The organism is Bacillus sp. N1(2025), from assembly GCF_053470005.1.
Genome location: NZ_JBLTJB010000003.1, coordinates 367,396 through 380,609 on the forward strand (window position 1 = coordinate 367,396; position 13,214 = coordinate 380,609).

The 13,214-nt window shown below is 44.0% G+C and carries 16 protein-coding genes; 8 read left to right on the forward strand and 8 right to left on the reverse strand.

Translation table 11 applies throughout. The features are described 5' to 3' along the window. The first annotated feature begins 67 nt into the window (after positions 1-67). On the forward strand, positions 68-1,291 hold the full coding sequence (locus ACNFN4_RS09620; RefSeq protein ID WP_014418766.1) for an EAL and HDOD domain-containing protein: 1,224 nt from the start codon (positions 68-70) through the stop codon (positions 1,289-1,291). A 6-nt stretch (positions 1,292-1,297) separates the two neighbouring features. On the opposite strand, the gene ACNFN4_RS09625 is transcribed toward ACNFN4_RS09620, so the two are convergent. Then, positions 1,298-1,639, reverse strand: a complete 342-nt coding sequence (locus ACNFN4_RS09625) for a hypothetical protein (RefSeq protein ID WP_448200138.1) — start codon at positions 1,637-1,639, stop codon at positions 1,298-1,300. Between the two features lie 464 nt (positions 1,640-2,103). Between ACNFN4_RS09625 and degQ the strand changes: the two genes are divergently transcribed. The 6 genes from degQ (at position 2,104) to ACNFN4_RS09655 (ending at position 6,917) form a co-directional block, all read left to right on the forward strand. Further along, entirely contained in the window at positions 2,104-2,244 is a 141-nt protein-coding gene (degQ, locus tag ACNFN4_RS09630; RefSeq protein WP_003152043.1) for a degradation enzyme regulation protein DegQ, read from the forward strand. 151 nt (positions 2,245-2,395) lie between these two features. Beyond that, a complete protein-coding gene (locus tag ACNFN4_RS09635) occupies positions 2,396-3,271 on the forward strand; it encodes a polyprenyl synthetase family protein (protein ID WP_448200148.1) in 876 nt (291 codons plus the stop codon). 14 nt (positions 3,272-3,285) lie between these two features. After that, positions 3,286-3,462, forward strand: coding sequence for a competence pheromone ComX (gene comX, locus ACNFN4_RS09640; RefSeq protein WP_017419424.1), 177 nt, complete (start codon positions 3,286-3,288; stop codon positions 3,460-3,462). Positions 3,463-3,480: 18 nt separating this feature from the next. Beyond that, complete coding sequence (locus tag ACNFN4_RS09645; protein WP_448200139.1) at positions 3,481-5,787, forward strand: sensor histidine kinase; 2,307 nt, start codon at positions 3,481-3,483, stop codon at positions 5,785-5,787. An 80-nt stretch (positions 5,788-5,867) separates the two neighbouring features. Continuing rightward, positions 5,868-6,512: a response regulator transcription factor gene (locus ACNFN4_RS09650; protein ID WP_014418762.1), complete on the forward strand. Its 645-nt coding sequence runs from the start codon at positions 5,868-5,870 to the stop codon at positions 6,510-6,512. A gap of 21 nt (positions 6,513-6,533) precedes the next feature. Beyond that, a complete protein-coding gene (locus tag ACNFN4_RS09655; protein ID WP_014418761.1) occupies positions 6,534-6,917 on the forward strand; it encodes a hotdog fold thioesterase in 384 nt (127 codons plus the stop codon). 39 nt (positions 6,918-6,956) lie between these two features. Here the strand turns inward: ACNFN4_RS09655 and mnhG are convergent, their stop codons facing one another. Genes mnhG through ACNFN4_RS09690 form a run of 7 tightly spaced genes read right to left on the reverse strand, consistent with a single transcriptional unit; the run spans position 6,957 to position 12,726 of the window. Further along, on the reverse strand, positions 6,957-7,331 hold the full coding sequence (gene mnhG / locus ACNFN4_RS09660; protein ID WP_003152056.1) for a monovalent cation/H(+) antiporter subunit G: 375 nt from the start codon (positions 7,329-7,331) through the stop codon (positions 6,957-6,959). After that, positions 7,315-7,599: a Na(+)/H(+) antiporter subunit F1 gene (locus ACNFN4_RS09665; protein ID WP_012118311.1), complete on the reverse strand. Its 285-nt coding sequence runs from the start codon at positions 7,597-7,599 to the stop codon at positions 7,315-7,317. The genes mnhG and ACNFN4_RS09665 overlap by 17 nt, the downstream gene beginning before the upstream one ends. Then, entirely contained in the window at positions 7,599-8,075 is a 477-nt protein-coding gene (locus tag ACNFN4_RS09670) for a Na+/H+ antiporter subunit E (protein ID WP_007408672.1), read from the reverse strand. The genes ACNFN4_RS09665 and ACNFN4_RS09670 overlap by 1 nt, the downstream gene beginning before the upstream one ends. A 5-nt stretch (positions 8,076-8,080) precedes the next feature. Beyond that, complete coding sequence (locus ACNFN4_RS09675; protein ID WP_038459658.1) at positions 8,081-9,562, reverse strand: Na+/H+ antiporter subunit D; 1,482 nt, start codon at positions 9,560-9,562, stop codon at positions 8,081-8,083. Continuing rightward, positions 9,555-9,896, reverse strand: coding sequence for a Na(+)/H(+) antiporter subunit C (locus ACNFN4_RS09680; RefSeq protein ID WP_032876807.1), 342 nt, complete (start codon positions 9,894-9,896; stop codon positions 9,555-9,557). Before ACNFN4_RS09680 ends, ACNFN4_RS09675 begins: the two co-directional genes overlap by 8 nt. After that, positions 9,896-10,327, reverse strand: coding sequence for a Na(+)/H(+) antiporter subunit B (locus tag ACNFN4_RS09685; RefSeq protein ID WP_007613424.1), 432 nt, complete (start codon positions 10,325-10,327; stop codon positions 9,896-9,898). Before ACNFN4_RS09685 ends, ACNFN4_RS09680 begins: the two co-directional genes overlap by 1 nt. Then, positions 10,324-12,726, reverse strand: a complete 2,403-nt coding sequence (locus ACNFN4_RS09690; RefSeq protein WP_265973157.1) for a Na+/H+ antiporter subunit A — start codon at positions 12,724-12,726, stop codon at positions 10,324-10,326. The genes ACNFN4_RS09685 and ACNFN4_RS09690 overlap by 4 nt, the downstream gene beginning before the upstream one ends. A 243-nt stretch (positions 12,727-12,969) precedes the next feature. On the opposite strand from ACNFN4_RS09690, the gene ACNFN4_RS09695 reads away from it, so the two are divergent. After that, complete coding sequence (locus ACNFN4_RS09695; RefSeq protein WP_072589515.1) at positions 12,970-13,188, forward strand: hypothetical protein; 219 nt, start codon at positions 12,970-12,972, stop codon at positions 13,186-13,188. Positions 13,189-13,214: the final 26 nt, after the last annotated feature.

Consider the following 13,214-nt stretch of genomic DNA (forward strand, 5'->3'; position numbering starts at 1 on the left):
TTAGACAAATTTCGTCAAATTATTTGATATACTTATGTTCGAAGGCCGTATCTAAGGGGGTAAATGAATGAAGGTGTTTGTTGCGAGACAGCCTATCTTCAACAGAAACGAACAGGTTGTTGCTTATGAACTTCTTTACCGGGAGAGCGAAGAGAACCGTTATTCGGCCGCTGACGGAGATAAAGCTACGACGGATCTCATTATTAACAGCTTTATCAACATCGGAATCGAAAAGCTGACTGAGGGGAAACGCTGCTTTGTGAATTTTACAGAAAGCCTGATGTTTTCAGATCTCCCTACCTCCTTTGATCCTGACCAGCTTATTATCGAAATTCTTGAGGACATACCGATCACTCCGGCACTCATCTCAAGATGCAGACAGCTGAAGAAATTAGGATATACATTAGCACTTGATGATTTTTACGCCATCAATCCGGAAAATGAAGAGTTAGTGGAACAGCTGATGAAATATATTGATATTTTAAAAATCGACTTTTTGCAATCCTCGCGTCTGGAGCGCAAAAAAATCATTCAGACGTACAGCTGTAAAAGTCTGATTTATTTAGCGGAGAAAGTGGAGACGAGAAAAGATTATAAACAGGCGGCCATAGACGGCTTTCACCTGTTTCAAGGATATTTTTTCAGTGAACCGCGTGTCATCAGCGGAAATGATCTGACGTTTCATTTTCATTCTTACTACCAGCTTTTAAGCGAATTAAACAATGACCAGCCCAATATAAAGCGCGTGACGGAATACATAGAGCGGGACGTCAGCTTATCGTATCAGATTCTGCGTTTTTTAAACGGATCGCAAACAAGGCTGAAAAAAAAGATAGACAGCATCCAGCAGGCCATCATGATGCTCGGGCTGAATGAGATTAAGCGCTTGATTTACATTCTTTCATTCAGAGATTTAACGGCGAAAAGCCACTCAAGCCAAAAAGAAATCATTAAGATTTCCTTAATCAGGGCCAAACTGTGCGAACTGCTGGCGAAAAGAACCGGAAGGCCCCAGCCCTCTTCTTACATGCTGATCGGCATGTTTTCGCTCATCGATACGCTTCTCCACAGGGAGCTGGAGGATATCATCAAAGAACTGCCTTTAATCGATGAAGTCGGACAGGCGCTGCTCGGTTATGAAAACGATTATTATAAGATGCTCGCGCTCGTCAAAGCCATTGAATGCAACAACTGGGACTGTGACGAGTGGGGAAAAGAACTGAACAAAGAAGAAGCGTATGAATGTTACTTACAGGCGATCGAATGGTGCCGGCAGCTGATCGTGGATTGAGCCGCTTTAAGCCGACCACCTGAGGGCGATGATAAACCGGCTTTGCTCTCTGATCAGACTGACACGGATGCCGTCGGGATTATACGTCACGTCAAAATCATTTTTGATGCCGATCTGCTTAATGAGCCGCTTGACCGCTGCGGTGTCAGATGATTGCGCTGCGGTGAGGATGCGGCGCGCAAGCTCTTTTGACGCCGACAAACGCGCAAGGAGCAGGCGCGCATCCTCCAGCATGCCCGCAGCTTCTTTTGCGGACGCTGTCAAAATATCTGCGTGAACCGGGGGACTGGGCGCAGGATTCCGGTATGGCGCGGCGAAAACAGGGAAGCATGGATAGACATAATGCATACGGCGGCCTCCTTCCTGAGAAAACATTCGTTATACATGAGTATAGGCGGCGTGATAACGAGTTATGACATGCAAAAGACCACAATGCGGGGGTTGCGGTCTTTTCGGTGTTTGTCGGTGGTTATGCGACGTTGTTCGCCCATTCTGTTTTGAAATTGCGGCGGCAGGGACTATAGTCCTTGCCGGTTTGTCGGAAAACCGTTAAAAAAACAGCAGAACCGCCAGATTGGTCTGCTTCATCCTAAACGTCTGCCTTTCTGGTAGTTATATAGTCCTGTTCGCTAAATGCTCCGTTCGGGACTATGGGATTATCTCGGTTTGCGGTGTCACGCAGATACTTTTACACATACTTTTCGGTGAAAAATCCCGCAAAAACGTTTACACTATTAGTAACAGATCAAATACCTAGGACTCGTTCACCATACACAATTCATTGATCTTTCAAAAAAAGGAGTGTGGAAACGGTGGAAAACAAATTAGAAGAAGTAAAGCAATTATTATTCCGACTTGAAAATGATATCAGAGAAACAACCGACTCATTACGAAACATTAACAAAAGCATTGATCAGCTCGATAAATTCTCATATGCAATGAAAATTTCTTAAAAAGACTTGGAAACAAGTCTTTTTTTTGTGCATTTTTTATCCATTTCGTGGATAAAGTATTATACGATTGTTAAAAAACGAAAAACCTGCTGTCTTTCATCACCTGCATTTAGTAAAATAGAATGGGAGGGTGAAGACAATTATTGAGCAAATGTGTTTAGATGCCGAAACGATTAAAGAGAAGATGAAGGAAATTGTGGAGGAGAAAATAAATAATCCACATTTAAAAGACACCCTTCAGACTTTTATAAATGAAAAAAATCATTTTGCTTTTGGTGTTCTTGCATTTAAGCATTATGTGGCTTTCGATGGTGAGCATTATTCGGATATTACGTTATTAGCTTCAGGAATTGAATTGTTAATTTTAGCTTTTGATATTTTTGACGATATAGAGGATGAAGATAACTTGGATAAGGAATGGATGAAGATAGATCAATCTATCTCTTTAAATGCAGCCACTTCTCTTTATTCAATAAGTCTTCAAGTTATTTGTGAGCTTAAAACGAACTCCGATTTTCCCCGGCTCGCTATGAAATATGCTTTAAATGCAATGCAAGGTCAGCATAATGACCTCGAAAATTTCCCCGAAACTGAAGACGAATGTCTTCAAATGATTAAACAAAAATCAGGCTCGCTTACTGCAATGTCAGCTGTATTAGGAACAATGCTTGCAAATGGGGAGTTTAACGAAGAAATTGAGAATTATTCCTATAAAATTGGAATTGTTAAACAGGTTGAAAATGATTATTATGGTCTTTTTAATAAAAATCGTAGTGATATCAGAAAGGGAAGAAAAACATTAATTCTGTTGTATCTAAAGCGAAGATTTAATGCTGCTTCAGAAAAAATCTTGGATTTAATGAATGCAGAAGCAAGTTACCATTCATTCCTCATTGATAATAAAAAAAGCCTTGAAGACCTGCTATTTGATGCAGGAGTTAGCCAGTATGTTTCAATGTTAATTAAAATGTACGAGGAAGAAATTACGACAAGTATAAAAGATTTAAATATAATGTTAGAACTTTAATGGAGGAAATTACAGTGAAGCAAGATATCGTACATTATCTTATGGAAAATCCACTTGTACTTACAAAGTTAGCGTGTGGGGAAGCTAGTTTAATAGGAGTTCCGGATAAACTGTTACCTGCCATTGTTGAGATTTTTGAAAGAGACTTTAGTCAATCAAAAAAATGCAGGGGGATTTTTTGGGAACAATGATTGAGAGAGTGAGATCTATTGAAAAAATTCATTAGAAATTTTTCGATTGTATTGTTATTCGTCAGTCTCTTTTACGTCGTTCATATTATATATTTTACTCAAAACGGAGTTTTGGTAGGAACCTATGTGGTTGAAAACAATAACCATGAATTGCAGGTTGTAAAACTCTCCAAGTCTACGTATGGTAAATATATGGGCTTAAAAGAGGGAGACAGGATAATTGAAATAAGCGGAAAAACACCGACAGAAGAGAATATAAGAGGTCAATATCTAGCGAAAGCTGAACATATGAAAATTATAAGGGATAACCATAAAATAGACCTACATAATACGGAATTTATTTCCTTGAACAGCTCTTATAGCTTTTTTATTTATATTATCCCGTGCATATTGTTTGCTTTAAGTTTGTTGTGTATTTTTTACATTTATAAAGTTAATAGAGTAAAAGATACTTATTCAGCCTATATTTTAATTATCTTTTTATTATTTACATCTATTGCTTATTTAAGCGCAGGTGGAGTAACTAGAGGGTATGAAATAAACAGATATATTAACCTTTTTACGTTTTTGAATGTACCTGTACTATACTATCATTTTCTTTATCAATATTTTAAAGAATTAAAAATAAAGTTTTCATCTGGTTATGTTGTGTCTGCTTTATATATTTTGCCGGTTATTAATATAATAATTGAGGTATTTCAAAACCATTTTGCTTTTCAACTTGTTACGAATATTAATTTAGGAACATTTTTTTTGGAAATGATGGTTGTTTACACGGTTATTATTTTTTATGGACTAGTCTATAGAAAAAAGGATCACTTTTATTTGTTGAAAGTGTTACTTATATCTAACACCATAGCTTTTTTCCCTTTTACAGTTTTTTATATTATACCTGAGGTGTTGTTCGGACGGTATATTTATTCTGCTATAGTGACGTCACCATTTATAATTATTATTCCGTTAGCGTTAGTCTACCAATTCGTGGTCAATAAAATCTATGATATAGATTTTTTGTTAGGCAGAATCAGGTACTATGGTTTCCTTTCCATTGTTCCGACTATTGGAGTTGTTTGGCTGAATATATTATTCGACAGCAAGGGGAATAACTTTAACATTATTCAAATCACTGTATATGTATTTTTGATTTTTTTAGCGGTATTTTATATTAAGGAGTTATTAGACTACAAATTCCGCCTGAAACGTTTTTCAGAAAAATATAATTATCAAGACAGCATTTATAAATATACACAGCTTCTTAAAAGCGTATCAGCTTTAAATCAAGTGTTTATGAATTTGAAAAAGACTATTTTGGACGTCTTGCCTGTTAGTAAAGCTTATATATTTGAAATCAATTCTGACGGAGACATTCTGTATTTTGATAAACAGAACAGTGAACCGAACTGGCAGCGGTATAAAAAAGAATTTGATAAAGTCACATCAGAGATTGGCAAGATTATTGAAGTAAATCAAGGTTTTCTGATGAAGATTGGAGAAAGAGGGGCAAACTCATACGTTCTGCTTTGTTTGTCGAGCATTAATACTCCGAGACTGACAAGAGATGAGATATCTTGGTTAAAGACATTGTCTTTTTATACAAGTGTTTCGATGGAAAACATATTGCAGATCGAAGAACTCATGAACCATTTACAAGATCTAAAACAACAAGGCTCAAACCCGGTCTGGCTCAAAAAGCTGATGTTTACGATCGAGGAAAAGCAGCGTTCGGATTTGGCCCGTGATCTGCATGATTCAGTGCTGCAGGACTTGATTTCTTTGAAGCGCCAGTGTGAGCTGTTTCTGGCCGATTTTAAGAAAGAGGAGCCTTGCCAGTTAGAGGTGCAGGACAAGCTTCATCAGATGAATGAGCAGATGTCGGATGTCATTTTGATGACCCGGGAGACGTGCCATGAGCTGCGTCCTCAGCTGCTGTATGATTTGGGTCTGGTCAAGGCGGTATCCAAGCTTGCCGCGCAGCAGCAGGAGCGTGCGCCGTTTCATATCCGTCTGAATACGGGCCGGTTTACGGCGGCGCTGGATTTGGATACACAGCTGAATTTGTACCGCATCATTCAGGAATTTCTTTCGAACGCCATGAAGCATTCACAGGCGAATGAGGTGCTGATTATGCTGATCAGCATTCAAAATAAAGTGATTCTGCATTATGAAGACGACGGTGTCGGATGCAATCAGGAAGAAGGCGGCGGGCAGTCGATGAGCATGGGTCTTTCGGGTATTAAGGAGCGTGTCCGGGCGCTTGACGGACGGATGAAAATCGACACAAGTGAAGGAAACGGTTTTAAAGCGGATATTGAAATGGAATTGTAACCAATTTATCACCAAATCGACTTGGCAGAAGCCAAGTCTTTTTAATAAAATGGAAATGAGTGAGTAAAAGGGAGGAAACCATGAAAAAGATACTAGTGATTGATGATCATCCGGCTGTCATGGAGGGCACCAAGACGATTCTGGAAACGGACACGAATCTTTCTGTCGATTGCCTCAGTCCTGATGCCAGTGAACAATTCGTTCTCCGGCATGATTTTTCAGCTTACGATCTCATATTAATGGATTTAAATCTGGGTGATGACATCAGCGGCATAGAGCTTTCCAAGAAAATCTTAAAAGAGAATCCTCTCTGTAAAATCATTGTCTACACAGGCTATGAGGTTGAAGATTATTTTGAAGAATCCATCCGCGCGGGCCTGCATGGCGCCATCAGCAAAACCGAATCTAAAGAGAAAATCATGCAATACATATATCACGTGCTCAACGGACAGATTTTAGTTGATTTCTCCTATTTCAAACAGCTGATGACCCAGCAAAAAACAAAAACGTCTTCTTCCCCTCAAAGTGAGCAGGATCGGTTAACACAGAGAGAGCGCCATATTCTCCAAGAGGTCGAAAAAGGTTTGACCAATCAGGAAATCGCAGATGCGCTTCACTTAAGCAAGCGGTCGATTGAATACAGCCTGACATCCATTTTTAACAAGCTGAATGTCGGCTCCCGAACTGAAGCGGTGCTGATCGCCAAGTCAGATAACGTACTATAAATCTTGAAGGGAGAATGACCTATGAATCTGAACAATACATTGCTCGGTGCACTCGGTATTGAAATCACTGAAAACACGCCGGAGAGATGCGTAGCGGTGATGCCGGTGGATAAGAGGACGGTGCAGCCTTTCGGATATCTGCATGGTGGCGCGTCAGCAGCGCTGGCGGAGACTGTTGCAAGTGTCGGGGCCCAGCATTTTATCGACAGGTCGAAACAGGCGTGTGTCGGGCTTGAGATTAATGCCAATCATTTGAAATCCGTGAAAGAGGGCGGGACGGTCACAGCGATTGCGAAACCCGTTCACACAGGCAGGGCAACCATTGTGTACGAGATTAACATTTTCGATGAACGGGAAAGGCTGATCTGTGTTTCCCGCTGCACGCTGGCTGTTATAACAAAATAAACAAACAGCCGGAACCCTGAATCGTCCGGCTGTTTGTTTTTACAAATATGAATCTTCTTTTCGTTTGATCACAAAGTTTCTGATCCCTTTGTAATCATCCTGAACGCTTCTTTTATCAAGCGCCGCTCCCGAATTGTACGCGGCCCTGCATATGAGGTGCGCTCCGACCGGCGCCGTCAGCAGGATAAAAATGATGCCGAGCAGTATTTTTACAGAAATTTCTCCGGTCAGCATCCACAAGTAGCCTAACACCCCGAGCAATACCAAATTAACGCCGAGTGTCGAGCCTTTTGAAGAGGCGTGGGCGCGCGTATACACATCAGGAAGCCTGAGTGTGCCGAAAGACGCGACCAGGCAGATCAGCGATCCCATCAGAATACAAACGGCGACGGCCCATTTAACGATTTCGATCATTTTCGATAATCTCTCCTTTCTCTAAAAACTTAGCGAAGGCAATCGTGCCGATAAACGATAAAATGCCGAGCAGCAGTATGATGTCCAAAAAGGCCGATGTGTTTAAGAGAATGGATACAAGCGCGGTCATGGCAATCAGATTAATGCCGATCCCATCAAGCGCGACGACCCGGTCCGGTATCGTAGGCCCTTTTATGACGCGAATGACGTACAGAAGAGTCGAAACCGCCATAATGCCGAGTGATAATTGCAGAATAAACGTAAACATCAGCGGCTCACCTCCTGAATGGCTTTCTCAAAAGAGACGCGGATGTCATGGATCGCTTTCTCCGCATCTTCAATGTCCATGGCGTGTATATAGAGAATCGACCGGTCATCGGAGATATCCATCACGAGCGTACCCGGTGTTAAAGTGATTAACAGCGAGAGCAGCGTGATCTCCCAATCCTCCGTCAATTCCGTCTTAAATGCGAAAATGCCCGGGCGGATGTTCAGTTTCGGCGATATAACGGTTTTCAGCACGCTGACATTGGCCAAATATAATTCTTTTATAAAGATCAGCGCCAGTTTGATGACTGACCATATTTTCCAAATGTAAAACGGCCGCGAGAAGAAGCGCCGGAAAAAAAACAGCGCCGCCAAGCCCGCGATAAATCCGGTCATAAAACCCGCCGCGCTGAGGCTGTTTGTGAGAAACATCCAGCAAACAGCGAGAAGAACATTTAATAATAGTTGAAAAGCCATGCCATCTACTCCTTCAAAACAGCTTCAATGTATTTTTCCGGATTCAGCAGATTCTCAGCCGTCTGATTGACATACGGTGAAACCCATTCGGTTCCGAGCCCGAACAGAAGCGACAAAAGGAGAAAAGCGGCTGCCGGATAAAGAAGTCCTTTTGCGGACCGACCGCCTGCGCCGGGGATTTCTTTTTCTTCCCCCCAAAAAGCCGTCGTAAAAACCTTCAGCACGGAATAGAGCACAAGCAGGCTTGATAAGAGAATCAATACGGAAAACAATGTTTCCCCCTTATCGAACCCGCCTTCCGCGATCTTCAGCTTGCCCACAAATCCGCTGAACGGCGGGATGCCGGCCAAAGATATGGCTGAGATAAAGAACATCCATCCCAAAACGGGATAACGGGTGATCAGTCCGCCCATTTTATGCAGGCTGGCAGTGCCTGTCAATGCGATAAGCGTGCCGGCGAGCATAAACAGCGCTCCTTTAATCAGCATATCGTGAATCAAGTAATAAACCGCTCCTTGAATGGAGGCCGGCGTGTTCATGGCAATGCCGAACAAAATCACGCCGACGGCTGTAATAATATTGTAGATGACGATTTTCATGACATCCGAAAAGGCGATAGATCCGATTACGCCGAATAGCACCGTCAGCATCGCAAGCCACATCATCAATTGGTGGGTAAAGCCCGTATCGTGAATAAAGATCAGGGTGAATACTCTTAAAATGGCATACAGGCCGACTTTCGTCAAAAGAGACCCGAATAAAGCCGAAATCGCAGCCGGCGGGGCGTAATAAGAGCCCGGCATCCAGAAATACAGCGGGAATATCCCGCCCTTTAAACCGAATACGACGAGAAACAGGACGCCGATGACGGTGATCAGCCCGGTCTGGCCCGATTCGCTTATTTTTACGCTTAGATCAGCCATATTCAGCGTGCCCGTCACCGCGTATAAGTAACCGACACCGATGACAAAAAACGCGGATGACACAATGTTAAACACGATATACTTCAATGATTCTCTTAATTGAATTTTCGTTCCGCCAAGCACGATCAGCATGTAGGACGCGATAAGCAGAAGCTCAAAAAAGACGTACATGTTGAACAGGTCACCCGTCAAAAACGCTCCGCTTACGCCGGCCAGAAGAAACTGCACTCCTGAATAATAGAAAGCGCGCTCCCTTTTTTCTCCGATGGAGCGGAAGGAGTACAGGGTGACGAGCAGCCCGATTATGGCGGTTGTCAAAACAAGCAGTGCGGCAAGCTGATCCGCGGCGAGCACAATGCCGTACGGCGCTTTCCATCCGCCGAGTGTCAGCGTCTGAATCCCGTGTGTGAAAACCGTCTGAACGAGAGCGGCGCTGATGACGATGGAGACACAGGAAGCGGCAGTGCTGAATATCCGCATCAGCATCACGCGCCTGTTCATAAAAATCAGCAGCACTGCGGCAAGCAGCGGCACCAGGATAGGCAATATCACAAAGTTATTCATGTTGATCATTTCCCCTCATTCGATCCATTTCGTCCGTTTTCAGTTCCTGATAGGCGCGAAACGCCATCACAAGCAGGAAGGACGTGACGCCGAACGAAATAACAATCGCCGTCAGTATGAGTGCCTGCGGCAGCGGATCGACAAACGACGTGCTTTTTCCGCCCAGTATGGGAGGAGCGCCTTTTTTCAGTCCGCCCATGGTCAGAAGCAGCAAATGGACGCCGTGGCTTAAAAGCGCGGTGCCGATAATCACGCGCAGCAGACTTTTAGAAAGCAGCAGGTAGGTTGCCGCCATAAACAAAATACCGGCAATGACAGACATTAAGATTTCCATTATTCTTCCTCTCCAATCGTTTGAATAATGGTCATCGTCACGCCGACAACAACGAGATATACACCCAAATCAAACAAAGTGGCCGTCGCAAGCTCCGTATTCCCAAGCACAGGGAGATGAAAATGGCCGAATGTATGGGTGAGAAAGGGTGCTCCGAATAAGAACGAACCTGCACCCGTTGCAATCGCGATAAGCAGACCCGCGCCCGCCACATAAATAAAATTGACGGGCAAAATCGATTTGACGGTTTTTAAATCAAAGGCCAAAAGCAACAGCACGATGGCCGAAGACGTAATCAGCCCGCCGACAAATCCTCCGCCGGGAGCGTTATGCCCCGATAAAAATAAATAGAAAGAGAAAAGCAGAATGATAAAAGATACAAGCTTCGTTGCCGTCTGAAGGATGATGTCGTTTGTTTTTTGCTGTCTCAACGCTCTTCTCCCTCCTCTTTTACTTTCGTTCTGATCATGCCGTAAATCCCGAGTGCGGCAATCGACAGCACCGTGATTTCAAACATCGTATCAAATCCCCTGAAATCAACGAGGATGACGTTGACGATATTGTTTCCTCCCCCGAGCTTATGGCTGTAAGCGGTGAAAAAGGAGGAGATGCTGTCTTTTGTTTTTTCGCTGGAAGACGCGATTCCGAGCATTGTCACGATGACGCCGACACCGAGAGAAATGATAAAATTCGTCATCCGGAATGTTCTTGTCTTCTTTTTCCGCCGCATTTTCGGCAGATGGTAAAAACAAAGAAGAAACAAGGCGACGGATATCGTCTCAATGACGAGCTGCGTGAGCGCCAGATCGGGCGCTCTGAAAATCACGAAAAACAGCGCGAGTGTGTACCCGACAACACCGAGTGAGATAATGGCCGTCAGCCGCGATTTGGCGAACACAGTCGCAATCGTTGCGCTCACCATAACGAGGGACAGCACGATTTCATACAGGCCGATTTCAGCCATTCCTTTCGATGTCATGGAAAAGCCGCCTTTCATGACGAACGCCGTTCCGATAAGAATGATAAACGCCGCAAAAATATACAGCAGATAATCCCGCAAAAATCCGGTCATGTAAGATGACGTCAGCTGGTAAGACCTTTTTTCCATACTGCCCCTCACCGCATCGTAGAGCCGGTTCAGCGTCAGTTTTTTCGGAAACAGACCGTACAGCCGCTCCCATTTAGACAGCGTTACGTAACCGATCGTGCCGACAATGATGATGCCGAGGGTCATCATTAGCTCAGCCGTCACCCCGTGCCACTGGGAAATATGAACATGAAATGTATCTCCGCCGGTTAACAGAGCCGGATAAATGGAGTTCATCGCCGGTTCAATCAGGCTGTAAGACAAAACGTTCGGTGCAAAAAACAGACTGACGGCGCAAGCGGCAAGAATGACCGGCGAAATCAGCATGCCGAGCGGTGCTTCATGCGGCGTCTTTTCAAGCTGATCAGGTTTGCGCGCGCCGCTGAACGTTCTGAAAAACAGCTTCATGCTGTAGATGAAAGTGAAGACGCTCCCGATCCATGCGAGAACGGGGAACAGCACGCCCCACGTATCAAGGCTGAAAATATCTGCATGAGCAATCCGCAGCATACTTGTAAAGAACATTTCTTTACTTAAAAAGCCGTTAAACGGAGGGAGGCCCGCCATGGAAAACGTTCCGATCAGTGAAACGGTGAACGTTACCGGCATAAGCGCCATCAGGCCGCCGAGCCTGCGGATGTCCCGTGTTCCCGTTTCATGGTCGATAATGCCGACCGCCATAAATAAACTTCCTTTAAAAGTAGCATGGTTAATTAAGTGAAACACAGCCGCGGTGACAGCCGCCGTAAAATACTCTGAATGCTGGTAATGAAGCGCGGCAGCTCCTGCGCCGAGCATCGATACAATCATACCGAGCTGACTGACTGTGGAAAATGCCAGAATCGCTTTTAAATCGGTTTGTTTAATCGCATTGAAGGAAGCCCATACCATCGTGATCAGACCGACTGAGGCAACCGTCCAAAACCAGACGGGTGAAAATGCAAAAACCGGACTGAATCTGGCAATCACATAAATGCCCGCTTTCACCATTGTAGCCGAGTGCAGATAGGCGCTGACAGGAGTCGGCGCCTCCATGGCATCAGGCAGCCAGATATAAAACGGAAACTGCGCTGATTTCGTAAAGGCTCCCAATAACAGGAGAACCATCGCCGGAATAAAGAACGGATGGCCTGCGATAATATGCACCTGGTTGACCATTTCCCTGATACTGAAAGAATCCGTCATCAGATACAGCAGGATAAAGCCGCCGAGCATGCACAGCCCGCCGCCGACGGTAATCAGCAGTGACTTTTCCGCACCGTAGCGTGATTTCTTCCGCTTATGCCAATACCCGATTAATAAGAAGGATGACAGGCTTGTCAGCTCCCAGAACATATAAAGCACGATGACGTTATCGACGAGCACAACGCCGAGCATCGCGCCCATAAACATCAGCAGGTACACATAAAAGGGGCCGAGCTTTTCTTTGTCCTTCGATAAGTAAAAAATACTGTAAAGCGTCACCAAAGAGCCGATGCCCGTAATCAATAAAGCGAATAACAGCCCGAGTCCGTCAATATAAACGGTATAGTTAATACCGAGGGACGGAATCCATTCGGCCGCATACCGGACGGTTTCCCCAGCCATTGTGACAGGGAGCTTGCTGATAAAGTAAACAAACAGCACAACGGGCACTATCAGCACAAACCAGCCTGTATGGACTTGTTTTACCCGTTTATAAAGAAAGGGAACGATAAATGCAAATAAAAAAGGCGCCAAAATCGCGAAATGTAACAGCTGCAACAGAAGACCTCCTTTGCTTGTTTTTTCATCAAGCAACTGCTTTATGTAAGAGTGAATCAATCAATTCACGGTCATAGGACCCAGTACAAATTATATCGCACTTTTTTTTACCCTGCTACGGCATAATGTATTCCTCTCTGTGTTTTTGTGGTCTTTTGAACCCAAAATAAATTTATCAAATATCCTGATCTTTGTATATACATTTATCTTTCAGATCAAGCTTTTAAAAAAGGAGCTGGTCAGATGAAGAGAAAGGCGGCGGCCTGTATTGGAATATTTTGTTCTATTATTGCAGGAACATTCATAGCGGACGATTACTGCAAAACGCGGCAGCAGACGGAGGCAGATAATTGGGAGCGTTTTTTTCTCGGTGCGGAATACGCGGAAGACAAGCTGAGTGCGGCTGAATCAATGCAAACGCCGTTTCAGCCGCGTGAGTATATCAGAATCGTATATAGATGAAAAGAGTTCCGGCACCAGGGTGCGGA